At 70.2% G+C, this 22,759-nt stretch carries 22 protein-coding genes and 1 tRNA gene; 8 read left to right on the top strand and 15 right to left on the bottom strand.

Features of this window, described 5'->3' with window-relative positions:
* Window positions 1–65: 65 nt before the first annotated feature.
* The 3 genes from LR269_RS09840 to LR269_RS09830 are packed head-to-tail and all read right to left on the bottom strand — an operon-like array spanning window position 66 to window position 1,103.
* Window positions 66–551, bottom strand: coding sequence for a hypothetical protein (locus LR269_RS09840; protein ID WP_231430608.1), 486 nt, complete (start codon window positions 549–551; stop codon window positions 66–68).
* On the bottom strand, window positions 526–915 hold the full coding sequence (locus LR269_RS09835; protein WP_231430607.1) for a TadE/TadG family type IV pilus assembly protein: 390 nt from the start codon (window positions 913–915) through the stop codon (window positions 526–528). The genes LR269_RS09840 and LR269_RS09835 overlap by 26 nt, the downstream gene beginning before the upstream one ends.
* 20 nt (window positions 916–935) lie before the next feature.
* Window positions 936–1,103: a hypothetical protein gene (locus LR269_RS09830; RefSeq protein ID WP_231430606.1), complete on the bottom strand. Its 168-nt coding sequence runs from the start codon at window positions 1,101–1,103 to the stop codon at window positions 936–938.
* 119 nt (window positions 1,104–1,222) lie between these two features.
* Between LR269_RS09830 and LR269_RS09825 the strand changes: the two genes are divergently transcribed.
* On the top strand, window positions 1,223–2,527 hold the full coding sequence (locus LR269_RS09825; RefSeq protein WP_231430605.1) for a recombinase family protein: 1,305 nt from the start codon (window positions 1,223–1,225) through the stop codon (window positions 2,525–2,527).
* A 672-nt stretch (window positions 2,528–3,199) separates the two neighbouring features.
* Here the strand turns inward: LR269_RS09825 and LR269_RS09820 are convergent.
* From LR269_RS09820 to LR269_RS09800, 5 genes are all read right to left on the bottom strand, one after another.
* Window positions 3,200–3,454 carry a hypothetical protein gene (locus LR269_RS09820; protein ID WP_231430604.1) on the bottom strand — a complete coding sequence of 85 codons (255 nt, stop codon included), beginning with the start codon at window positions 3,452–3,454 and terminating at the stop codon, window positions 3,200–3,202.
* Between the two features lie 1,013 nt (window positions 3,455–4,467).
* Window positions 4,468–6,489: an AAA family ATPase gene (locus tag LR269_RS19010; protein ID WP_231430602.1), complete on the bottom strand. Its 2,022-nt coding sequence runs from the start codon at window positions 6,487–6,489 to the stop codon at window positions 4,468–4,470.
* Window positions 6,490–7,085: 596 nt separating this feature from the next.
* Window positions 7,086–8,075, bottom strand: a complete 990-nt coding sequence (locus LR269_RS09810) for a type II secretion system F family protein (RefSeq protein WP_231430600.1) — start codon at window positions 8,073–8,075, stop codon at window positions 7,086–7,088.
* Window positions 8,063–8,926: a type II secretion system F family protein gene (locus tag LR269_RS09805; RefSeq protein WP_231430599.1), complete on the bottom strand. Its 864-nt coding sequence runs from the start codon at window positions 8,924–8,926 to the stop codon at window positions 8,063–8,065. The genes LR269_RS09810 and LR269_RS09805 overlap by 13 nt, the downstream gene beginning before the upstream one ends.
* Window positions 8,923–10,152 (bottom strand): CpaF family protein, encoded by a 1,230-nt coding sequence (locus LR269_RS09800; protein WP_231430598.1) that lies wholly within the window; start codon window positions 10,150–10,152, stop codon window positions 8,923–8,925. The genes LR269_RS09805 and LR269_RS09800 overlap by 4 nt, the downstream gene beginning before the upstream one ends.
* 143 nt (window positions 10,153–10,295) lie before the next feature.
* Between LR269_RS09800 and LR269_RS09795 the strand changes: the two genes are divergently transcribed.
* From LR269_RS09795 to LR269_RS09785, 3 genes are all read left to right on the top strand, one after another.
* The gene (locus LR269_RS09795) at window positions 10,296–10,685 is read left to right on the top strand and encodes a PadR family transcriptional regulator (protein ID WP_231430596.1); all 390 of its coding nucleotides are present in this window, start codon (window positions 10,296–10,298) and stop codon (window positions 10,683–10,685) included.
* Window positions 10,682–11,638, top strand: coding sequence for a permease prefix domain 1-containing protein (locus LR269_RS09790; protein WP_231430595.1), 957 nt, complete (start codon window positions 10,682–10,684; stop codon window positions 11,636–11,638). The genes LR269_RS09795 and LR269_RS09790 overlap by 4 nt, the downstream gene beginning before the upstream one ends.
* A gap of 122 nt (window positions 11,639–11,760) precedes the next feature.
* A tRNA-Leu gene (locus LR269_RS09785) sits at window positions 11,761–11,842 on the top strand.
* 226 nt (window positions 11,843–12,068) lie between these two features.
* On the opposite strand, the gene LR269_RS09780 is transcribed toward LR269_RS09785, so the two are convergent.
* Window positions 12,069–12,944, bottom strand: a complete 876-nt coding sequence (locus LR269_RS09780; RefSeq protein WP_231430593.1) for an LLM class flavin-dependent oxidoreductase — start codon at window positions 12,942–12,944, stop codon at window positions 12,069–12,071.
* A 214-nt stretch (window positions 12,945–13,158) separates the two neighbouring features.
* Here LR269_RS09780 and LR269_RS09775 point away from each other — a divergent pair, with 214 nt between their 5' ends.
* Window positions 13,159–13,923, top strand: a complete 765-nt coding sequence (locus LR269_RS09775) for a DedA family protein (protein WP_231430592.1) — start codon at window positions 13,159–13,161, stop codon at window positions 13,921–13,923.
* A 51-nt stretch (window positions 13,924–13,974) separates the two neighbouring features.
* Here the strand turns inward: LR269_RS09775 and LR269_RS09770 are convergent, their stop codons facing one another.
* Complete coding sequence (locus tag LR269_RS09770; protein ID WP_231430591.1) at window positions 13,975–15,108, bottom strand: response regulator transcription factor; 1,134 nt, start codon at window positions 15,106–15,108, stop codon at window positions 13,975–13,977.
* Between the two features lie 113 nt (window positions 15,109–15,221).
* Between LR269_RS09770 and LR269_RS09765 the strand changes: the two genes are divergently transcribed.
* Complete coding sequence (locus LR269_RS09765) at window positions 15,222–16,928, top strand: FAD-binding protein (RefSeq protein WP_231430589.1); 1,707 nt, start codon at window positions 15,222–15,224, stop codon at window positions 16,926–16,928.
* 153 nt (window positions 16,929–17,081) lie between these two features.
* Complete coding sequence (locus LR269_RS09760) at window positions 17,082–17,621, top strand: hypothetical protein (RefSeq protein WP_231430588.1); 540 nt, start codon at window positions 17,082–17,084, stop codon at window positions 17,619–17,621.
* Window positions 17,622–17,694: 73 nt separating this feature from the next.
* Here LR269_RS09760 and LR269_RS09755 read toward each other — a convergent pair whose 3' ends face one another.
* Complete coding sequence (locus tag LR269_RS09755) at window positions 17,695–18,621, bottom strand: cation diffusion facilitator family transporter (RefSeq protein WP_231430587.1); 927 nt, start codon at window positions 18,619–18,621, stop codon at window positions 17,695–17,697.
* Window positions 18,622–18,755: 134 nt separating this feature from the next.
* Between LR269_RS09755 and LR269_RS09750 the strand changes: the two genes are divergently transcribed.
* Window positions 18,756–19,574: a S9 family peptidase gene (locus tag LR269_RS09750; RefSeq protein WP_231430586.1), complete on the top strand. Its 819-nt coding sequence runs from the start codon at window positions 18,756–18,758 to the stop codon at window positions 19,572–19,574.
* A 25-nt stretch (window positions 19,575–19,599) separates the two neighbouring features.
* On the opposite strand, the gene rdgB is transcribed toward LR269_RS09750, so the two are convergent.
* The 4 genes from rdgB to LR269_RS09730 are packed head-to-tail and all read right to left on the bottom strand — an operon-like array spanning window position 19,600 to window position 22,755.
* Complete coding sequence (gene rdgB, locus LR269_RS09745) at window positions 19,600–20,265, bottom strand: RdgB/HAM1 family non-canonical purine NTP pyrophosphatase (protein WP_231430584.1); 666 nt, start codon at window positions 20,263–20,265, stop codon at window positions 19,600–19,602.
* A complete protein-coding gene (rph, locus tag LR269_RS09740; RefSeq protein WP_231430583.1) occupies window positions 20,262–21,029 on the bottom strand; it encodes a ribonuclease PH in 768 nt (255 codons plus the stop codon). Before rph ends, rdgB begins: the two co-directional genes overlap by 4 nt.
* Window positions 21,026–21,874 (bottom strand): glutamate racemase, encoded by an 849-nt coding sequence (gene murI / locus LR269_RS09735; protein ID WP_231430582.1) that lies wholly within the window; start codon window positions 21,872–21,874, stop codon window positions 21,026–21,028. Before murI ends, rph begins: the two co-directional genes overlap by 4 nt.
* A gap of 11 nt (window positions 21,875–21,885) precedes the next feature.
* Entirely contained in the window at window positions 21,886–22,755 is an 870-nt protein-coding gene (locus tag LR269_RS09730) for a LysR family transcriptional regulator (RefSeq protein WP_231430581.1), read from the bottom strand.
* Between the last annotated feature and the right edge of the window lie 4 nt (window positions 22,756–22,759).

Genomic DNA, 22,759 nt, shown 5'->3' with positions numbered 1-22,759 from the left:
GCCGGCACCGGCATGGCACTCGCGTCTCGGCTCCGCTCCCCGGCGGAACCGTGCGGCCCAGCGCGTCACGGGCGATCACCCGCGAATCGCGACACCGTCTGCGTCGCGCTCGCATCGAGCGGAACGCTGCCGACCCGGTCGAGGTCGAGCACGTCGGGGACGAGGGGCAGGCGCACCGTGGCCCGGACCGACACCCGCACCCGGCTGCCGGGTGCGGCGCAGTCGCCCGCCTGGCAGTCGAGCTCGACGGACGCCTCGCCGGCCTCGATCCCGTAGTCCGCGAGCGCGACCGCCACCGCGCGCTCGACGGCGATCTCGGCGTCGCCCCGACCGCCCGCCTCGACGGCGACCCGGGCGGCCTGGCGGGCGGCACCCTCGACCGCGAGCGCACCGCCCTGCACGGCGGCGATCGCGAGCACCAGGTAGACGAGCGGCACGAGCAGCAGCATCCCGACCGTCAGGAACTCGAGCGACGCGGAGCCCCGCTCGCCGTCGTCGCCACTCGGGCCCGCCGGCCACCGCAGCTCAGCCGAGGCGTTCGACCGCCGCATGCCCGGTCACCTCCAGCCCGCGATCGAGGCCGAGCAGTCCGACGACGGGCAGCGTCGCACGAACGGTCACGGCGACGACCGGAACGCCGTCGATCGTCGTGCGCGACGCGCTCACCTCGCCCGCATAGTCGCTCGAGATCGCAGCCGAGATCAGCTCCCGCGTGCGCACGACGCCGTCGGCATCGCTCGACCCGGCGAGCGATGCGTACCGGGCTCCCTCGGCCGCAGCATCGAGCACCGTGTTGCGCACATGGAGCGCGAGCCCGAGCTGCACGACCGCGAGCGCGAGCACCGTCAGCAAGACGCCGACGAGGGTGAACTCCGCGACCGCCGAGCCTCGTTCGTCGGCGAGTCGCGCCCGCACCACCGCGAGCGAGCGCCGGATCAGATGCCGAGCACTCGATCGATCGCCTGGTTGAAGACGTCGCTCAGCGCAGGACCGGCAAGGCCCCAGATGACGATCACGAGCCCGGCGGTCATGAGGGTGATCAACACCCAGCCGGGCACGTCGCCGCGCTCGTCGTGGATTCGGCGCATGATCTGCTGTCGCATGGGAGTTCCTTTCGTCGTCGGGCATCAGAAGCCCGCCTGCAGTACGAGGTAGCCGGGGAAGAGCGCGAACGCTTCTGTTGTTATATGGGGATATGACTTCCACTCCGAAACGCGCTGCTTTGTATCTGCGCATCAGTAAGGACGATGCCCGGACCGGGCTTGCCGTAGAGCGTCAGCGCTCCGAGTGCGAGGCGCTTATTGCCCGCCGAGGTTGGACGCTGGTCGAGACGTACGTAGACAACGGCGTGAGCGCGTACGCCCGAAACGTGAAGCGACCCGCCTATGACCGCATGGCACTCGACTATGAGGCAGGCGAGTTTGATGCGGTGGTCTGCTGGGACGCCGACCGCCTGACGCGTCAGCCGGAGCAGCTCGAAAGGTGGATCCGTGTAGGCGAGAGCCGGGGGCTCGTGATCCTCACCGCGACCGAAGAGATAGACCTCAGCACCGATAACGGGCGGCTCTTCGCTCGCATCAAGTCAGCCGTGGCGCGAGCCGAGGTCGAGAGGAAGAGTGCTCGGCAAAAGGCGCAGGCTGCCCAAGCCCGAGCTGCAGGCAAGATGCCTGCGGGCCTCCGCCCCTTCGGGTTCGATCAGGACGGCGTGACGGTCCGAGAGTCAGAGGCGGTATGGCTGCGCGAGTGTTACCGGATGATCCTTGCGGGTGACTCGGTACGGGCCTGCGTGCGCAAGCTCAATGAGAAGGAAGTGAAGACCCGGCTCGATGGGCCATGGCAGGCCGTTACTCTAAAGCGCGCTCTGGAGCGCCCACGCAACCGAGGGCGGATCGTCCCGGAAGCTGAGTTCGACACCGCCGTAGGCATCCTTGCGGCTCGGCGGACAAAGGCGGGGCGACCGGCGCGTAAGGCATGGCTCTCGGGCATCATCAAGTGCGGTGTGTGCGGCTCGGGGATGCTCTCCCATCACGGCTACTACCACTGTGCCCGGAAGGTGAACGCTCCCGGCGTTGACCCTGAGACGCGACACGTCAGCATCAATGGCGAGGTTGCTGAATCCAAGGTCTCGGCCTTCGTGTACGGATTCCAGAAAGCGGAGCCCCCCAAGGCTGAACCGAAGCCCGCCGTGACGGCAAGCAAGCTCGCTGCGATCGAAGCGGAGATGTCTCGGGTCACGGAGCTTGCGCTGCTTCCCGGCGCTGACGTCTCTGTAACGGGAGCACGGCTCGCTGAGCTGGCTGCGGAACGGGACGAGCTGGATGCTCAGCGGGGCGAAGAGCTAGCGGCAGGCGCGGGCCTCGCGGCTCTGGCCACCCTTCCCGACTCTGGAGAGAACGCTCTGGAGTGGCTCGAAGCTTGGAAAGCACTCGACTCGGACAAGCGCAGGGAAATTGTCCGGAGTGGCTACACAGTGACTGTTACCAAGGGCGGGAAAGGCTCGAAGCGGGTTCAAGTAGTACCCCGTTAGAGCGGCCCCAATTTCAAGTTTTGGCCCGCCAGAGAGCCAAAACGCCTAATTAACTATGCTGCGACACGCCGAGAAATCATCCACAACGAAAGAATCTCTACGGCAATCTGACTGTGGATAGTTCCCGGATCCGGCCCGGGATCCTGTGAACTGGCCCGGAATCTCGCGGGAGCAGCCGACGGCGCTTAATTCGCGGGGGTCACGCCCACCTGTGGATAACTACATGGATGTAACTACAGGTCGTCGGTATACGTGCATTAAGTCATTAGGGGTACGTAGACTTAACGCAGCCAAGATGCACAAGACCCCGGAACTTCGGGTAGTGCCGAAGGTCACGGGGTCGTGAGCGTCAAACTTGTCTAGGGGATGACTCTTCCGATCTTAGACCTTCGAGGTGCGAGGGAGGCAAGTCCGCCTCCGGAGCGTCGCCACTTCAGGCCTTGGTTGGAACAAGGGAGACTCCCATGACGGGACGTATCTATATCTGCACCAACCCGCGATGCCGTGCGAAGCTCGGGCCGTACCGGGTGACCCGCCCGGGCTTGGCCCGCTGCGCGTACTGCGGCACGCAGTTCAGGGTTCGCTAGCCGGTAGCTTTCGCTAGCGGGTAGCCACTGGGGCGCGTTCTTCCTCTCGGAGGGGCGCGCCCTTCGCTGTGCCCGGTCCCCCTTGTCAGACTTCTCCGCCTGAACGCTCTCCTGCGTACTGAGCGAGCCATGCGCCAAGCTCCGCCGCATCCTTGCCTGTGTCAGTCGCCCATAGCCCGAGAGCCGAATAGGTGAGGGAGGCGGAAGCCATGGCGAAGCAGTCGAGTCGGAGGCTTTGCTCTGCCCCTGATTGCGCCTCATTCATGTAGTCGTGAACAGCCTTGTATCCCTCAACCAAGAGCGCGTCGTCCTTCGCGACCAATGCCGTCAGGATCGCCACTGCTGGCCCGGTAGCTCGGTGCGTGAGAGCGTCAACATCCATACCGCAAAGCTACGCCCGCTCGCGTTCGGCACTGCGGTAGCTCGACCCCCCTTTTTTCTGGTGGGGATGCCATGAACCCCGCTCCCAGTAGTTATTTTTACGCGCGGGGGTCAAAACATTTGGGACTATATGTTTTTCGCTGGCGTTCGTTGTTGACCGGTGTGGTTTCGGGCTACTCGCACCGGATACGACGAAGGCCCCCGAGCCTGTCGAACTCAGGGGCCTTTCGCAGGCGCTAGCGGGTCACAGGCCAAGCGCCTGACGCACTGCCGCCTCTCGCTGCTTCGTCCGAGCCTGCTCCGCCCAGATCGTCTGTGCTAGCGCGGCGCAAACGGAACAGGACTGTCGGCTGTCCCACTCTCCGAGGTTGAGGGCGCGCATTGTGAGGTCCGAGGCAACCTCACCGCACAGGGGGCAAGTGTGCGACTCGCGGTAGGCGGCTTCGCGCTCAGCCGCTAGCCGAGGGGCCTCCACTTCCTCCCAAGCAATCGCCATTCTGGAGCGGTGCTCCGAGCGCGCGAAGATTTCCGCGAGGTGGTCATTCTTGACCTTTCGGATCATGTCCGCTGTGTAGACGGGTTCGTTGGGGTACAGCTCGCGTGCCAAGTCCAGAGCGGCAGCTTCGATATACGCGTATGGATCCGGGATCGCCGCGTCATAGGCGGCTCGGAGGTTGTCCGGTACTGGGTAGGGGGTTGGCTCGGCGTCCTTTCTGCCGAATAGGGAGTTACGCATTTTCATTGCCTTTCGTGTTGGGGGTGATGGGTGCCCATCCTTCGGCTGCGAGCCGATCTAGGGCGGCAGGGATGTATTGGCGCTTGTGGAAGTTGACGCGGTGTTCCCACCCGTCTTCACCACTGCGCCGGATGCCGTCTGCGTCCCAAATGCGGATGCGCTCCGCGAGTGCTGCGACATAGACGGGGGCGGGGGTTGTCCTCATTTTTCGAGGTCCTTTCGTTGAGGTTGAGGGGTTATCCACCGAGCGCCTCCCGGAGAGCTGAGGGCGGCTCCGGAGGGGTGAATCCTGACGCTCCCGGGGAGGGTTGGGGAGACTCGGGAGGCTCGGGGAGGGCTGAATCTGAAGCCTCCCCAGACGGCGCAGGGAGACTAGTCTCCCGGGAGGCTTGGGAGGGCTCTACTTCCGCATGATTCCGGGCCTCAAAGCCTCCCTGGGGATGCTTAGGGAGGCTTAGGGAGGCAGTATCCCCACTCTCCCCCAGTCCTAGGGACTGGGGAGGGGGGAGGGTTGAAGCGAGCGGAAGATTGAGAAGCTTTGCGCCGTAGGCTCCGGGGGTCTCCACGAGCCGTCCGGACTCGATGAGGTACGCGAGAACGGGACCGTACTCTTTGAGGTCGTTGTACAGTCCGAGCGCCTCCCGAAGTTCGGCCCGCTTCATCGGTCCGTTGTGCTCGGAGACGGCGGAGAGGATCTCGCCCTCTCGCGCGCGGTCCGCCTGAGCGTGGCGCGCAATCTGCGTGCTCGCCTCCGGGTGCCGGAGTGTGTAGCGGATCGTGTCCCCGGTGCTGTCTACGACAAACTCGGCGGCTAGTTCGTTCTTCCGGAGCCCGAGACCTCCGCCGTTGTCCTTCGCGAGCTTGAGCGTGAGTAGCCCCACAGAGCCCTTGCGCGGGCCTCCAGCCTTCGGAGCCTCCAGTAGATAGACAGCGCCCTTGTAGCCCGCAAGCTTCGCCTGAGAGCCGATAGGGAAGAGCGGGTTAGCGGCGTCCTTCGTGATGTGGTCAATCACGAGCACACAGGCCCCGCCCCGCGCGAACTCGCGAATGAACGAGTGCCACCGGGTCACGTCATCGGTGGAGTTGGAGTCTCCGCCGGTCACGTTGTTGATCGACTCGCCTACCGTGTCGATTACAACCAGTGCGTGGCCCTCCGCCGCGAAGGCCTCAACGGCTGCGAGCGTCGGGCGTTCTTCCGGGCGCACGTAATGGAAGCGCTCGCGGATGCTCTCGACGGGGACGCCGTAATCAAGCAGGCGCTTCGTGATGCGGCCCGGGTGCTCCTCATAGTCGAGGTAGAGCACGCTCTCCCCCAGCCCGAGCTGCTCCGCGACGATCGCGAGGGCGAACAGCGTCTTACCGGTGCCCGGGGTCGCGTGGAACTCATTGACCACTCCGGGGTAGAACATCCCGATACCGTCATCCCGAAGGAAGACAGAGGGCTTAGGCGGTTCGTAGCCGCCTTCGAGGTACTCCGAGAGGTCGAGAGCCTTCCAGCTCTCCGGGATCGCCGTCTCTTCACTCGCCCGGGCTTCGGTTGCCTTCGCACGGTTGATTGCCTGCGCGTGTAGGTCCTGCCAGTCGTAACCGAACTCGGCTTCGGCCTGCTCGGGTGTGAGGCTCTCCAAGCGCTCCAGCTCGGACTGAGCGGAGCGCTCGCCGGTCAGGAAGGGTAGAGCCCAATCGACAGCCGCGCGTCCAATCTCGGCCTCCAGCTCTGCGAGCTGCTCGGCCTGCTTCGGCAGTGCGTTCTGCCACAGCCGATCCATGCGCCCCATGCGCTCGGCCTGCGGAGTGCTTGTGTCCGGTCGATTGACATAGGCGTCCGTGATCTGCCCCCGGAGCGTATCGATTCCGGGAGTCTCGGGGAGCAGTACCGCGATCCACGCAAGGTCCCAGAGGGCTCGCTGAGCATCCGGGTAGCGCTCTACGCCTCCCCACTGCTCGGCAAGCTCCAGCAGCCAAGGTGCAACCTCTCCAGCGTCATAACTCGCCGGAGCTTCCCACTCCGGAAGAGCACGGTACTCACGTGCAGGCCTGCTTAGGTGCTTGAGCCATTCGGCGGGCAACTCTGCGACATGCTCGGCAATGTCCTGTGCTGTGGGCGGACCCGAAAGGGCGGAGCCGTCAGGGAGGTACCAAGTCTCTTCGGCAAGCGTCCTGTGGTTGCGGGTCGGGCCGACGAAGGCAAAACGGTGGAAGTGATCTACGACCTCTCCCCCGCTGTAGCGGTCGGCAAGGGTGGCATCTTCGGGCACCCGGTACAGCCGCTTTGCGCGCCCCTGCGTGTCAGAGAGCGGGCCGCGTGAGGTTGTGTAGAGCGTTGCAGGACGAACCCCTAGCCGAGCCTCCAGAGCGGCGCAGAGCGCGGCGTCATCGTCATCTAGGAAGACGTACCCGGGCGCAGGGCTGGAAGCAGTGCGGGCCTGAGCCCAGTGCTCCGACTCAGCCCAGCGTGCCGCCGTCTCCGGGCTCCAATTGCGAAAGCCTCGGGGCGGAGTGGTGGCAACAGGGACGGGGCGAAGGATGCTTGCCGAGCCCGCTGCGGTGTAGAGCCGTAGCGCGTCCGCGTAGCCGACTCCCGGTGTTGGGTAACCCTGAGCCGCCCCTAGGGCCGCTTCGAGGGTTGTTGCGTTGTTCATGTTGTGGTGCTCCTAAGAGGTGGGGAGTAGCCCCGAGCACCACACCGGAGACCACCCCCCGGCATATGGAAAATCGCGGGTGGTGCCTGTCTCTGTGTCGCTGGTCTCAGTATACCAGACGTTTGTAGACTATATCTAAGCAATACGCGATTGTTATGTAGCTATTTGACAACCAGAGTGTAATAGCGAAGACTCCAATTGCCCCGGTCCCGCTAACAAAAGACCGCCTGACATGTCAAGTCGAGGCGGCCATTTCCGTTACCAAAATGTGATCTTCCCCGGAAACTAACACTGTCGAAGGCGATCGTGACCGGGAGGATGAGGAAGATCAACGGCACGAGCATCGCGATCTCCTTGCGGCCGGCCGCCTCGATGATCGAGCGCTTCGCGGCCTCGCGGGCGTCGCCGGCTTGGGCGCGCAGCACGGCGGCGAGGGGTGCCCCGCGCTCGAGCGCTCCGAGCACCTGATCCAGCGCGCGAGTGAGCCCGGGATGGTCGACACCGTCGCGCAGCTCGGCGAGCGCCATCGCGAGCGGTACGCCGGTGCCGACCGTCGCGACGACCCGACCGAACTCGGTCGGCAACTCGCCGGTGCCCGCTGCCGACACCCTGCGCAGCGCGTCGAGCATGCCTTCGCCTGCGGTGAGGCTCAGCGTCAGGAACTCGAGGACGGTCGCGAGCTCGGATGAGATGCGGGCGAGGCGCCGTCTCGCGCTCCGCTGCAGGACCCAGTCACGTCCGATCGCGCCGAGCGCCGCCGCGATGAACGGAGCCGTGATCCGCACGATCGCGGGCAGCGTCGCGAAGCCGGGTGCCGCCACGGCGAGAGCTGCCCCGAACACGAACCCGCCGGCCGCCCACGCGAGCTGCTCGCCGCGGAATCGCTCGACACTCGCCGTCGAGCCCGCCTGCCGCAGGCGCCGTGCGATGAGGTCGTTGCCGCCGAGCCACGACGACAGCACTCCGCGCAGCCGCTGGGCGGTCGGCGCGACGAGCGCTGCGAGCACGGGGCCCGGGTCGGCGGGTCGTCGTGCGAGCATCGCCCGTGCCTCCGCAGAGAGGTCGGCGACGTATGGTGCGACGCGTTCCGCGAGGCGCGGACGGCCGATCCGCGGCAGCGTCGACACGAGCATCCAGAGACCGAGGCCGGCGGTGACGCCGAGGACGAGGCTCAGTGCCCCGACGGTCGTCAGTTGAACCATCGTCGCTCCTCGGGAAGCCGGCCGAGCGCGATCATGGCGCGGTACGCAACGAGGGTCACGCCGAGGCCGACGAGGATGAGGACGGCTCCGGCCGGGCTGTCGTAGGCGATGATCGCCTCGTGCCGCGAGGCGAGCACGAGCAGCAGCAGCCAGGGGGCGGCAACGCCGAGCCGAGCCGCGTTGCGGATCCAGGACTGGCGCGAGACGACCTCGGCGCGGAGTGCCGCGTCTTCACGGAGGTACCCGGCGAGCGCGCGCAGGACTGCGGTCACGTCGCTGCCGCCGACCTCCCGCGCCATGCGCAGTGTTTCGAGGATCCGGTCGGAGACGGGATCGGCGAGCTCGGCCTTGAGCCCGTCGAGGCAGGCGGAGAAGTTCGCCGTGCGCCGGTACTCGCGTTCGAACGCGGCGAACGCGGGTCGCGTCGGAGCCGGGCCGAGCTCCGCGAGGGCTCCGAGGCTGTCGGGCAGCGACATGCCCGCCCGAACCGACGCGACCAGGTGGTCGACGACGTCGGGCCAGACCGCGCGATTCGCCGCGCGCCGGCGGGCCGCGCGGCCGCGCACGACGAACGGGACGAGCGCGCCACCGAGGAGCGCACCGATCGCGGTCAGGAACGGTATGCCGAAGATCGCCTGCGCGAGGGCGGCGCCGACGAGGGCGAGCGCGAGGCCGACGGCCACGATGACGGGCAGCGGCACGCCGCCGAGCCCCGCCAGGGCGAGTTCGCCGCGAAGGCGGTCGAGCGAGTCCGTCGCCCTCGCGGAAGCACCCGCGACGCGCGGCCAGAGCAATGGTGCGGCGATGAGCAGGATGCCGAGGCCGAGCACCGCGCCGAGCACGAGACTCATTCGACCACGCCCAGGACGTGGTCGGGGTCGAAGCCGCGGGCCTCGAACTTCTCGAGGCGGGCCGGGCGCGCCCCGGTCGCCCTCAGCACGCCGTCGCTCGTCGCGAAGATCGCCTCCGCGTCGACACTCGCCCCGCTGGCTGCACCGGTGGGCGCGAGGATCTCGGCGACGCGGCGGTGTCCGTCCCGGTCGATCGCGAGGTGGACGACGAGGTCGATGCAGCTCGCCACCGTCGGAACGACGAAGGCGGAGTCGATGTTCCGTCCGGCGAGCAGCGGCAGCGTGCACAGCTTCGCGAGTGCGTCGCGAGCCGAGTTCGCGTGGATGGTGCACATGCCGGGAAGACCCGAGTTCAGCGCGATGAGCAGGTCGAGGCTCTCGGCCTCTCGCACCTCGCCCACGATGAGCCGGTCGGGGCGCATGCGCAATGCTTCCTTGATGAGCCGTCGCAGGGTGATCTCGCCGGTTCCCTCGAGGCTCGGCTGCCGGCACTGGAGGGCGACGAGGTCGCGCACGTCGAGGTCGAGCTCGAAGGTCTCCTCCACGGTGACGACCCGGTCGCCCGTCCGCGCGCCCGACATGAGGGCGTTGACCATGGTGGTCTTGCCGGTGTGCGTCGCCCCGGAGACGAGGATGTTCGCTCCGGCGAGCACCGACATGCGCAGGTACTCGGAGGCCTGGACCGTCAGCGATCCGAGCTCGACGAGCGCCGCGAGCGACCTGATGCGCCGCTGGAACTTTCGGACGTTGACCGCCCAGTGCTCCCTCGCGACGTCGGGAATCGCCACGTGCAACCGCGATCCGTCGGGCAGCGAGGCATCGACGAACGGCGAGCTGAGGTCGACGCGCCGTCCGGTGTGCGCGAGCATGCGCTCGACGAGTTCGCGCACCTCGCGGTCGCTCAGCACGAGGTTCGTCAGTTCGGAGACGCCTCCGCGCGCCACGAACACGCGGGCCGGACCGTTGATCCAGATCTCTTCGACGGTGTCATCGTCGAAGAAGGGCTGCAGGGCGCCGTACCCGGTGAGCGCGGCGACGACGTCTCGCGCGGTGCCCGCCTCGTCGACGAGCCCCGAATGGGCGCCCGCGAGCGCCCGCTCGCTGTACCGTCTCACCTCGTCGTGCGCATACCGGGCGGCGACGTCGTCGTCGCCCGCGAGATCGACCCCCTCGCGCAGCACCCGCGTGCGCACGCGCTCGGCGATGGTGCGGACGGCGTCGGACATGGCATCCATCATGCGGTGGGACCCGACGACTGCGTCGAAGTTATCCACAACGCCAGCCGCGAGCCATCCACGTCGTCGGCGCACCACCCTGCGACATCCATTTCTTGTTCACATTTATTACTTGATCTGTTACAGTACTTCACATGATCCAAGATTCAGCGGCATCCGGCGACGCCTTCGCGTCCGACCTGCTGCGCGGGCACACCGACACGATCGTGCTCGGCGTGCTGCGCGAGCACGACAGCTACGGCTTCGAGATCTACAAGCACATCCGCGATGCCACGGGCGGGGGCTACGAGATCAAGGAGGCCACCCTCTACGCCAGCTACCGCCGGCTCGTACGCGACGGTCTCGCAGAGGCGTACTGGGGCGACGAGTCGCAGGGCGGCCGCCGCAAGTACTACCGCATCACCGACGCGGGCCGCGCCGCCTTCCGCCAGAACGTGGCGAGCTGGGTGGCCACCCGCACCGTCATCGACTCCCTGCTCGGCAGCCAGACGGCGCCGGCGAACACGAAAGGCTCCCTGCGATGAGCGACAACCGCAGCCCCCGCACCTCGACCGAGGTGCACCGCCTCCTCGACGAGGCCTTCGCGGGCATCGACCCCACCCCCGAGGCGCAAGACCTGAAGGAGGAGATCCGCGACAACCTGCTCTCGCGGGTCGCCGAGCTCGAGGTCGCCGGCGCCTCCCCCGTCGAGGCCGCCCGCCGAGCCGTCGACGAGCTCGGCGACGTGCGCGAGCTCGTCGCGGCGGCGACCGGCGACGCGGATGCCTCGGCACCCGCCGCACCCGCCGCACGCGCCGCTCGCCCCGCGGCATCCGCGGCCCAGACGGCCCTGCGCCACCGGGTGCGCCCGAAGCCCGCGTTCGTCGTGCGCACCGTCGTGCTCTCGATCGTCGCGGCGGCGGCGCTCGTGACCCTCGTGCTCGGCCTCACCCCGCTCATGCCGCTCGCCGCCGGGCCGCTCATCGCGATCGCCGCCGCGCTCGGGCTCGCGATCGGCGTCATCACGGCCGACGCGCTCCGCCAGGAGACCACGACGAACTACCCGCTGCCGACCGGCCGCGCCGTCGCGTTCGGTGCGGCGACCGGCACGCTCGTCGCCTCGCTGGGCTTCGCCGCCGTCGTCGTCTGGCGGCTCGAGCTCGTCTGGCTCGTGCTCGCCGCGGTGCTCGCCGTCGCCGCGATCGCCGTGCTGAGCGCGCTCGGTGCCACCCAGACGAACCGGCACAAGCCGTGGGTGGTCGCGATGCACCGCGACGCCGTCGAGGTCGGCAACCGCTTCGAGCAGGACCCGGCCGCGGCCGCCCGCTTCGGCATCTACAGCGCCGTCATCTGGCTCACGGCGTTCGCGCTCGTGCCCGTGCTCGGCTTCACGGTCGGCTGGTGGTGGGCGCCGCTGCCGGTGGTCGCCGCGTTCATCGTCATGATGCTCGTGCTCGCGCGCATGCTGTTCGGCCACGACGCTCGCTCATCGCACTGATCGCGCTGTCGGCCCCGTCGCGCCCACCGCGCCGGGCAGGCCGAGCGGGCGCCGCGACCCCCGTCGAGGCCGCTGCGACGGCCGACGGCGAAAGCGCACCCGCATAGACTGAACGGGCACTCGCGGGAGTGGTGAAATCGGCAGACACGCAGGATTTAGGTTCCTGTGCCTTCGGGCGTGTGGGTTCAAGTCCCACCTTCCGCACTCGACGCGACGCGACGCAGCCCGACGGCGCTGCGTTCGACCGTTTCCGTCCGACCCGACTCGCCATGCATCAGGCCACGGGCCCCGTCAACCCCTCGCGGAGGAATCGGTTCCCGTGTTCTGCTGAGAGAGTCGCAGGGACGACGCCCCGGTGGTTCGGTCATCGGGATCAGGGGAAATACGGCCCGGGCTCGTGTGATCGACGCGAGCCCGGGCCGACTCCGTGTCAGCGGTCGATGACGGGCGGACCCGCCGCGAGCCGCGCTCTCGAGTACTGCTCGATGCGCTCGGCGGGCACCGACCAGTCGGTGTCGAGCCACCACGTCGCCCCCGCCTCGGCCCAACTGCGGACGACCGCGGCGTCGGAGGCCGGGTCGAGCCCCGCCGTCGTGCCCTCCTGCACCCAGTCGAACGGCTCGTCGGCGAGGCCGAGGCGCTCGCGCTCGGCGCGCAGCCACGCCATCGCCTCGGCGCCGATCTCGGGCGTGAACAGCTCGCGCTGGGCGTCGGGCCCCGCGGCGCCCTCGCCGGGCGGCGCGTAGTTGGGCAACCACCCGTCGAGGCGGGCGACGCGTCGCATGGACTTCGGGCGCGGCCACAGGCCGACCGCCCAGATCGGGATGCGCGGTTGCTGCACGGGCGGCAGCGGCAGCATGCGGTCGGTGCGCCGCACCGTGTAGTGCGCCCCCTCGTGCTCGAAGGGCTCGCCCCGCCAGAGCTTCGGCAGGAGGTCGAGCGACTCGTCGAAGACGTCGGCCCGCTCGCGCCGGCCCGGGTCGTGCTCGAAGATCCAGAAGCGGTCTTCGGCGACTTCGGCGACGCCGAGCCCGGCCGACAGGATGACGCGCCCGCCCGAGAGCCGGTCGACCGTCATCGTCTGGCCCGCGAGCTCCCACACCCGGCGGCGGGGCACGGGCGTGAGCATCGTGCCCAGTCGCACGTTCGTCGTGCGCATCGCCGCCGCCGCGAGCACCGACCACGGGTCGGTCGCCCAGATGCCCTCCCACACGAAGAAGCCATGCCAGCCGTACTGTTCTGCGAGCCCGGCCAGCTCGACCGCGAGTTCTGGGTCACTGCCGGGATAGATGAATCCGTAGCGCATGTCGGCGACCCTACGCGCGACGACCGACACGCTGCGACCTCGGCGGCGGCGCGCGGACGAGCGCGGCCGGTGCCGCGCATCTCACCCCGCGGGGTGAGCCCCGGGTCATCCTGCAGTCGGATGCCGCGTCCAGGGGCCGCTCGGTAGACTCACGTCATACCCACGCCGCCCGCCGACCCGGTACCGCCGGGTCCGACGACTGGAGCCCATCCGCATGGTCCACACCGCCCTCATCCCGTGGCTCGACCCCGAGACGATCATCGGCGGCGCCGGGCCGTGGGCACTGCTCGTCGTGTGCGGCATCATCTTCGCCGAGACGGGCCTGCTCGTCGGGTTCCTGCTGCCCGGCGACACCCTCCTCGTGATCTCGGGGCTGCTCTCGCACCCGCTGCCCGGTTCGCCCGAGGGCGTCTTCGGCATCAGCGTCTGGTGGGTGTCGCTGCTCATCGGACTCGCCGCGTTCATCGGCGGCGAGGTCGGCTACCTCATCGGCCACAAGGCCGGCCCGGCGATCTTCGAACGAAAGGAATCGGGCCTGTTCAGCGTCAAGAACGTCGAACGCACGAACGCCTTCTTCGACCGGTTCGGCGCCCTCGCGGTCATCCTCGCGCGCTTCGTGCCGATCGTGCGCACCTTCACCCCCGTCGCCGCAGGCGTCGGCCACATGCACAAGGGCAAGTACACGCTCTACAACCTCGTCGGCGCCGTGCTCTGGGGCTTCGGACTCACGATGTTCGGGTACGCGATCGGCTTCATCCCCCCGATCGCCGACTTCGTCAAGGAGTACATCGACCTCATCCTGCTCGCCGCGGTCGGCGGCACGGCCATCGTGACGCTCTGGCACTACCTGCGCGAGCGGTCGAAGGCGAAGAAGGCCGCCGCCGCCGGCGAAGACGTCGTCACCGACGAGACCGAGGCCGCCGAGCTCGTGCTCGACGCCGACGTCTTCGAGCGGGGCCCGAAGCACGACGAGCACTGACGGGGATGCCTCGGCCGAGGCATCCGCTCGCCTGAACCGCGCCTCGCGGCTTCAGCCCGCGTACCACCCGCTCGGCGCGACCTCGGTGCCCATCCGCGGCACGTACTGGTCGAAGTAGACGCGCGAGATGAGCTCGCGACGGCTGCGCACCCCAGCCTTCTCGAACACCGACTTCAGGTGGTCCTGCACGGTGTAGGCCGAGACGTGCATGGTCGCCGCGATCTCCTTCGTCTCGACGCCCTGCAGCACGAGCCTCGTGACGTCGCGCTCGCGGGGCGTCAGCCCGAACGCGGCGACCACGAGTGCGACGATCTCGGGCGGGCGCGCCTCCTCGATCGTGATGACGACGTCGCCCGCTGCGCCGTCGGGACCGGCCAGCGGCGAGGCGTGCAGCACGAGCCAGGTGCCCGCGGCGGTGCGCACGCGCGCCCGTGGGATCGGCGAGCCGGGCACGGCGAGCATGCGCCGGGCCGCGCCGACGAGCGAGGTCACGAGGCTCAGCGGGTCGCCGCTGTGCTGGGTGGTCGCGAGCTGGGCGAGCCGCTCCTCGGCACCCAGGCTGATCTGCGAGACCTCGTCGTCGGTTCCCACGATGACGACCGCCGGCCCGCAGACGTCCGACTCGGCGACCGGTGACGCCGAGAGCCGGGTCAGCATTCCGGCGCGGACGCCGCGGGCGAACGACTCCGACAGGGTGCCGAGGAAGTCGACCTCATCGCGCGAGAACTTCGCGTCGTCCGTTCCCCGGAACATCGCGAGGCACCCCCACACGCCCGCACCGTCGCGGAACACGAGGCGGGCCTCGTCGCCGAAGCCGTAGACCGGGCGCATGAGGCGGTTCGTGCGCTCCGACCGGTCGGCGTCGACGTCGTCCGAGGCGTGCATGCCGATCGCGCGCGCCTCCGACCTGGCGAGCGCGCGGAACGAGCTCGGCTCCTCGGCCCCGTACTCGAGGAGGCCGAACAGCATGTCGTGCTCGTTGTTCGCGACGAGCGAGCCGTACTTGCGGGCGCTCGTCAGCATCATGGTCGACGGGTCGTGCGTGCCGACGCACGCGCCCACCCACGGCGTCGCCCGGCCGACGGTCTCGGTCGCCTCGGCGATGAAGTCGTCGAGGTCGAGGCCAGCGCGCGAGAGCACGTCGAGATCGCCGCGAGCGCGTTCGGCGCGCAACCGGTTGTGCATGCGATCAGTATGCGCCCGCCGGCCCCCGCCGCGATATCCCAGAACACTGGGATCCGGAAATCCCCCCACAACTGGGATGGCTCGGGGCCGGCGCCGTTCGCAGGCTTGGATCCGTGACCACCACGATCCATTCCGAGCCCGTCGACGAGCGCGGCGATCTCGTGCACGCCGACGACGCGACCGCGCAGCTGTGCCTCGCGTTCGTGCGCCTCGAGCACGACATCGTCGACCGCGGGCTGCCGCTGACCGCGCTGCGCCGGCTTCGCGTGCACAACGCGTCGGCCGAACCCGCCGACGAGCTCGTGGTCATCCTCGCCGAGCGACTGGGCGACGCGACCCGCGACGTCCGCGTCGAGGTCGTCGCCGACGAACGCGAGCGGCCCGCGGGCATGCTCGTGCGACTCGAGGCGACGGTGGCCGCACCCGCTCCGACCCATCACGAAGGAATCAGCATGAACCCGACCCTCACCCGCCTCGCCGCGCTGCGCGAGCTCGAGGTCGTCCTCCTGCCGGGCGACACCGGCTACGACGACGCCTGCCGCCCGTGGAACCTGGCCGTCTCGCAGCGGCCGGCCGCCGTCGCCGTGCCGCGCACCGTCGCCGAGGTCGTCGCCACCGTCACGGCGGCCGGCGCCGACGGACTGCGGATCGCGCCGCAGAGCACTGGCCACGCGGCATCCGCCATCGCCGGCGACCACCTCGAGGAGGCGCTGCTCCTCCGCCTGCACGCCCTCACGGGTGTCGAGGTCGACCCGGCCCTGCGTACCGCGCGCGTCGCCGGCGGCACGCTCTGGCAGGACGTCGTCGCCGCGGCGGCCCCGCACGGCCTGACCGCGCTGCACGGCAGCGCGGGCGACGTCGCGGTCGCGGGCTACCTGCTCGGCGGCGGACTCTCGTTCTACGGGCGCGCGCACGGGCTGGCCGCTTCATCGGTGCGGGCGATCGAGCTCGTCACGGCCGACGGCGAGCTCATCCGTGCGAGCGCTGAGCAGCACGCCGCCCTGTTCTGGGCGCTCCGGGGCGGCGGTGGCGGCTTCGGCGTCGTCGTCGCCGTCGAGATCGACCTGCTGCCCATCGCCGACGTGGTCGCGGGAATGCTCCTGTGGGACCTCGCGGCGGCGCCGCAGGTCGCCCGCGCGTGGGCGGAGTGGACGAGCACGGTGCCCGAGTCGGTCACGACCTCGCTGCGCCTCATGCGCTTCCCGCCGCTGCCCGAGCTGCCGCCCTTCCTCAGCGGCCGCGAGCTCGTCGTCATCGACGGCGCGCTGCTCGAGGACGACGAGCGGGCGGCCGAGCTGCTCGCCCCCCTCCGCGACCTCGCACCCGAGCTCGACACCTTCGGGCGGATGCCGTCGTCGGGGCTGCTCGCGGTCCACATGGACCCGCCCGCGCCGACCCCCGGCGTCTCCGACCACGCGATGCTCGCCGGCCTTCCGGAGGCGGCGATCGACGCGCTGCTCGCCGCGGCGGGGCCCGGCGTCGAGACGCCGCTCATGATCGCGGAGCTCCGTCACCTCGGCGGGGCGCTCGCCCGCCCGCACGACGGCGCGCTCGCCCGCCTCGACGGCGCCTACGCGCTCTTCGCCGTCTCGCCCGCGCCGACCCCCGAGCTCGCCGAGCTCGGCGAGCAGGTCACCGCCGCGGTCGCCGGCGCGCTGCAGCCCTGGTCGACGGGCGGCACCTTCCCGAACTTCGCCGAACGCCCGGACGCGAGCTCGGCGTTCTCCGAGGCGGCCGACCGCGAGCGGCTCGTGCGCGTGCGCGACCTCTACGACCCGCGGCGCGTCTGGATCGCATCGCACGCGGTCGAGCGCGACTGAGCGTCGCGCGGCGGCATCGGACCCCCGAACTCGGCCACCCGCACCGAGCCGCACCCGCACGCAACCGCACGCCGAACCCGAACCCGAACCCGAACCCGAACCCGAACCCGAACCCGAACCCGAACCCGAACCCGAACGAAGGAAACCACCACCATGCGCACCATCCACCGCACCATCGCCGCGACGCTCGTCACCGCCGCGGCCGTCACCCTGTCGGCGCTGCCGGCGCAGGCCCACGACGGCGAACACCCGCTCGACCCCGGCCCCACGACGCCCGAGATGCGGCGCGTCGTCGCCGACGTGCGTGCCGCGACCGCCCGATTCCACGACGTCGACGCCGCGATCGCGGCCGGCTACGTGCCCGCCGGCGAATGCGCCGCGAGCCCCGACGGAGCGATGGGCTTCCACTACGTGAACCCGGCGCTCGTGCGCCCCGGCGCACCGGTCGACCCCGCCGCGCCGCCGATGCTCACCTACGGCCCGTCGCCGTCGGGCGAGCTCCGGCTCTGGAGCGCCGAGTTCTTCGAGCCCGACGTCGGCCAGCCCGTGCCGATGCTCGGCACGCGGCCGTTCGACGGCCCGATGCCCGGGCACGAGCCAGGCATGCCGACGCACTACGACCTGCACGTGTGGGTCGGAGCGCACAACCCGGCGGGCGTCTTCACGCCGTTCAACCCCGCGGTGAGCTGCTGATCGCCCTCGGCAGACGGCGCCGAGGCCCGCTTCGCATCCGCGCGGTGGGCCTCGGCCGCTTCGCGCGCGCCGGTCAGCAGTGCGAGCCCTGCTCCTGCTCCGCCCGGCCGGCGGGCTCGAGCTGGAAGGTCGAGTGCGCGACGTCGAAGTGCTCGCTGAGGCATCCCCCGAGCTCGTCGAGCAGCGCACCCGCGCGCCCCGCCTCGAAGACCTCGGGCTCGACCTCGACGTGCGCCGTGAACACCGGCTGGCCCGAGGTGATCTGCCAGACGTGGATGTCGTGCACCGCCACCACTCCGGCGGTGCCGAGCAGGTGGTCGCGGATCTCGGCGACGTCGGTGTCGGCGGGCGCGCTCTCGCTGAGCACTCGCGCGACGTCGCGCAGCAGCGACAGCGCGCGCGGCACGATCAGCACCGCGATGCCGAGCGAGGCGATCGGGTCGGCCGCGTTCCAGCCGGTCAAGAGGATGACGATCGCCGCGACGATGACGAGGGCCGAGCCGATCGTGTCGCCGAGCACCTCGAGGTACGCGCCGCGCAGGTTGATCGAGTCCTTCGCTCCGCCGCGCAGCACGAGCATCGCCGCGATGTTCGCGACGAGCCCGAGCACGGCGATGACGAGCATCATGCCGCCCTGCACCTCGTGCGCCTCGCCCTCCGCGCCCGTGACGAGCCGGCCGATCGCGCCGATCGTGACGGTCACTGCGACGACGACGAGGATCACGCCGTTGATGAGCGCACCGAACACCTCGGCGCGACGGAATCCGTAGGTCTGCCGGTCGGTCGCCGGGCGGGCGGCGACGAACGCGGCGACGAGCGCGACGATCAGGCCGATGAGGTCGCTCGTCATGTGCCCGGCGTCGGCGAGCAGTGCGAGGGAGCCGCTCAGCAGGCCGCCGATGACCTGCACGAGCACGAACGCGCCGATGATCGCGATCGCGATCCAGAGTCGGGTGCGGTTCGCCGTCGCAGCGTGGTCGTGCGCGTGATCGTGTGCCATGTCGCTTCCAGCGTAGGTCGGCCGGGGCGCGCTGGGAGCGAATCGCCCCAATCAGGAATGAGTCGCGTTCTCACCGGCATGGCAGCGCACGGGGGGGTCGCGGTCGCTGCGGCTCCCGCCCTAGGCTGCGGTGCATGCCCTCGCGCCGCACGCTCGCCATCGCCCTGACCGTCGGATGCCTCGTCGCCGCGCTCTCCGCATGCGCGGGCGGTCCCGGAGGCGGCGGCGGAGCGACGAGCGGCGCCGACGCGTCGGCGACGGCCGAGCCCGCCGCCGAGCAGCCCACGCCGCCCTCCGAGCAGTGCGGCGACACCGGCGTCGAGTCGAGCGCGATGCTGCTGCCCGTCGGCGAGGCGCTGTTCGACGTCGGCGTCGCAGGCTCCGGCACGACGACCGCGATCTTCGCGCACCAGCGGAATCAAGACGAGTGCGGATTCTGGCCGTACGCGTCGAGCCTGGCCGAGCAGGGCGTGCAGGTGCTGCTCGTCAACAACTGCGGCTACGGCGCGACCGAGTGCCCCTCCGGCGCGAACCACGTCGTCGACGACGGTGCCGACGCCCTGCTCGCGGCCGCCGACTGGGCGCGCGAGCACGGGGCGGAGCGGGTCGTCGTCATCGGTGCCTCGATGGGCGGAACGGCGGCCGTCGTCGCGGGCGGGCGGGACGGCGATGCCGCCGTCCTCGACGGCGTCGCCGACCTGTCGGGACCGATCTCGTTCCGCGGCTACGACTCGATGGACGACGCACCGGCGCTCGCGGCGCCGCTCTTCCTCGCGGTCGCCCCCGACGACTCGACCGTGAGCGTCGACGAGTTGCAGCAGCTCGCCGACGCGAGCGCGAGCGACGACGTGACGATCGTCGGCGACGGGGTCGGCCACGGGTGGGCGATGCTCACCACCGGCACGGCGTTCAACGAGTTCGCCGACCGGTTGACGGCGTTCGTCACCGGGTGACGTCGGGCTTGGGCAGGGGCATCCGCTATTCGGCGGGAGTGACGCCCGCCGCGATGCGCTCGAGCTCGGGGATGAGCGCCTCGAACGCCCGCGCCCGGTGGCTGATCGCGTTCTTCTGCTCGGGCAGCAGCTCGGCGGCCGTCACCTCGTGCCCCTCGGGCTCGAACACGGGGTCGTAGCCGAATCCGTGCGAGCCGCGCGGCTCGTAGGCGAGCGAACCTCGCCAGAGTCCCTCGGCGACGAACTCCTCGTCGGCATCGGCGTCCCGGAGCACGGCCGACGGCACGACGACCGCGATCGTGCAGTGGAAGGCCGCGCCGCGATTCGGCCGGCGCACGTCGCCGAGCTGCGCGAGCAGCAGCCGCACGTTCTCCTCGTCGCCGGCGCGCTCGCCCGCCCAGCGGGCTGAGAAGATGCCGGGGGCGCCGCCCATGACGTCGACCGTGATACCCGAGTCGTCGGCGAGCGCGATGCGCCCGGTGTGCTCCGCCGCGGCGCGAGCCTTGATGAGCGCGTTCTCGGCGAAGCTCGTGCCGTCCTCCACGGGCGACGGGCCGTCGTAGGCGAGCACCGTGAGTCCCGGCATCCGCTCACCCAGGATGCGCTGGAACTCGGCCACCTTGTGCGCGTTGTGGGTGGCGAGCACGACCTCGAGCGCACCCGATGCGGCCGTGGCGTTCGCCCCGGTCACGCTCGCTCCCCCGCCGCCTCGGCGAGCGCGGCGCGCTGCAGCTCGGTGAGCGATGCGGTGCCGGCGAGGGCGAGGTCGAGCAGCGAGTCGAGCTCGCGCCGGTCGAACGGCGCACCCTCGGCGGTGCCCTGCACCTCGACGAAGAGCCCGCGCCCGGTGGCGACGACGTTCATGTCGGTCTCGGCGCGCACGTCCTCGACATAGGCGAGGTCGAGCATGGGGACGCCGTCGATGATGCCGACCGACACGGCCGAGACGGTGTCGATGAGCGGAGTCGCCTTCTGCCCGATGAACTTCTTGTCGCGGGCCCACTCGATGGCGTCGGCGAGCGCGACGTACGCGCCCGTGATCGCGGCGGTGCGCGTGCCGCCGTCGGCCTGCAGCACGTCGCAGTCGATCACGATCGTGTTCTCGCCGAGCGCCTTGGTGTCGATGACGGCGCGGAGGCTGCGACCGATGAGGCGGCTGATCTCGTGGGTGCGCCCGCCGATGCGGCCCTTCACGCTCTCGCGGTCGTTGCGGGTGTTCGTCGAGCGGGGCAGCATCGCGTACTCCGCCGTGACCCAGCCCTTGCCCTTGCCGGTGAGCCAGCGCGGCACGCCGTTCGTGAAGCTCGCGGTGCACAGCACCTTCGTGCCGCCGAACGAGATGAGGGCGCTGCCCTCGGCATGGGCGCTCCAGCCGCGCTCGATGGTAACCTCGCGCAGCTGGTCGGGCGCGCGCCCGTCGGCTCGGACGATCGGGGTGGCGGATGCCTCGGTCATGCGTTGTTCTCCTGTCGAAGCCGTGCGCGGTCGGGAAGGGGGATGACGCCCGTCTGCACGAGCTCGACGCTCGGGATCTCGGGGGCGATCAGTCGGTGTGCGAGGTCGAGGAAGGCGCTCGTCGAACGACCGGTCGCCTCGTAGCGGTAGCTGGGCGGCGTCGGTTCGCGCCGCTCCATGCCCGTCGAGACGAGCACGCGGTAGACGTCGTTCGCGGTCTCGACGTCGCTCGAGACGAGGGTGACGCCCTCGCCCATGACGTACGAGATGGCGCCTTTCAGGAACGGGTAGTGGGTGCAGCCGAGCACGAGCGTGTCGATGTCGGCGCGGCGCAGCGGCGCGAGGTACTCCTCGGCGACGGCGAGCAGTTCGTCGCCCGTCGTGATGCCCGCCTCGACGAACTCGACGAAACGGGGGCACGCCTGCGAGAAGAGCTCGAGGTGGGGTGCCGCGGCGAACGCGTCGTCGTACGCTCGCGACGAGACGGTGCCCTGGGTGCCGATCACGCCCACCCGGCCGGTCTTCGTCGCCGCGACCGCCCGGCGCACGGCGGGCTGGATGACCTCGACCACGGGCACGTCGTAGCGCTCGCGCGCGTCGCGCAGCATCGCCGACGAAGCCGTGTTGCACGCGATCACGAGCATCTTCACGCCCTGCGCGACGAGGTCGTCGAGCACGGCGAGCGCGTAGCCGCGCACGTCGGCGATCTTCTTCGGCCCGTAAGGCGAGTGCTCGAGGTCGCCGATGTACAGGATCGACTCGTTCGGCAGCTGGTCCTTCACCGCGCGGGCGACGGTGAGGCCGCCGACCCCTGAGTCGAAGATCCCGATCGGTGCGTCCGTCACGAGGTTCAAGCTTAGGCGAGCGGGCCGGTCGCGTAGGCCTCGCGGATGGCGCGCGCCAGTCTCGTCGTCGCCGGATGCCGCCACGATCGGTGCCAGGCGAGGTGCACCTCGATCGGCGGCGCATCGGTGAGCTCGGCGAACACGATGCCCGGCCTCGGGTACTGGTGGGTCGTGGCCGCCGCCGTGACGCCGATGACCTCGCCGGCGGCGATGAGGTCGAGCCAGTCCTCGAAGTCGGTCGTGTCGGTGATGCGGGGCGGTTCGAGCCCGGCGTCGGACCACAGCGAGGTCGTGGTCGTGCCCGTGTACCGGTCGACCGCGACGACGAACGGCGTGAGGTCGGCGAGTGCGACCCGCGACCGGTCGGCGAGCTCGTGGTCGACCGGCATCGCCACGTAGCGGCGTTCGTGGCCCACGACCTCGTCGACGACGTCGGGCACGCGCACGTCGCCGCGGATCACGGCGAGGTCGACCCGGCCGTCGGCGAGGCCGGCGTCGCGCCGGTTGATGCGGCTGAGCCGCAGCGGCTCGTCGGGGTGCGCGCGGTTCCAGGCGCGGAGCACGGCGGTCGTGTGCGCCCCGAGGGCCGCCCACGAGTAGCCGAGTCGCACCCGGGACCGTTCGCCTCGCAGCTCCGCGAGCGCACGGTCGAGCTCGGCGTTCAGCCGGCGGGCCGTGCCCGCGAAGGCGGCGCCCGCGGCCGTCGGCTCGACCCGGCGGGTGGTGCGGTGCACGAGCGGGGTGCCGAGCTCGTGCTCGAGCGCCGCGATCGCCCGCGAGACGGCCGCCTGCGAGAGCCCGAGGCGCGCCGCGGCCGCGGTGAACGAGCGCTCCTCGTCGAGTGCCACGAGGACCCGGAGGTGGCGGAGCTCGACATCCATGCGT

Source organism: Agromyces sp. S2-1-8 (assembly GCF_021129215.1).
Classification (GTDB): domain Bacteria; phylum Actinomycetota; class Actinomycetes; order Actinomycetales; family Microbacteriaceae; genus Agromyces; species Agromyces chromiiresistens.
Note: the sequence above shows the minus strand (reverse complement) of the source record. Positions and strands in the feature narration are given on the sequence as shown.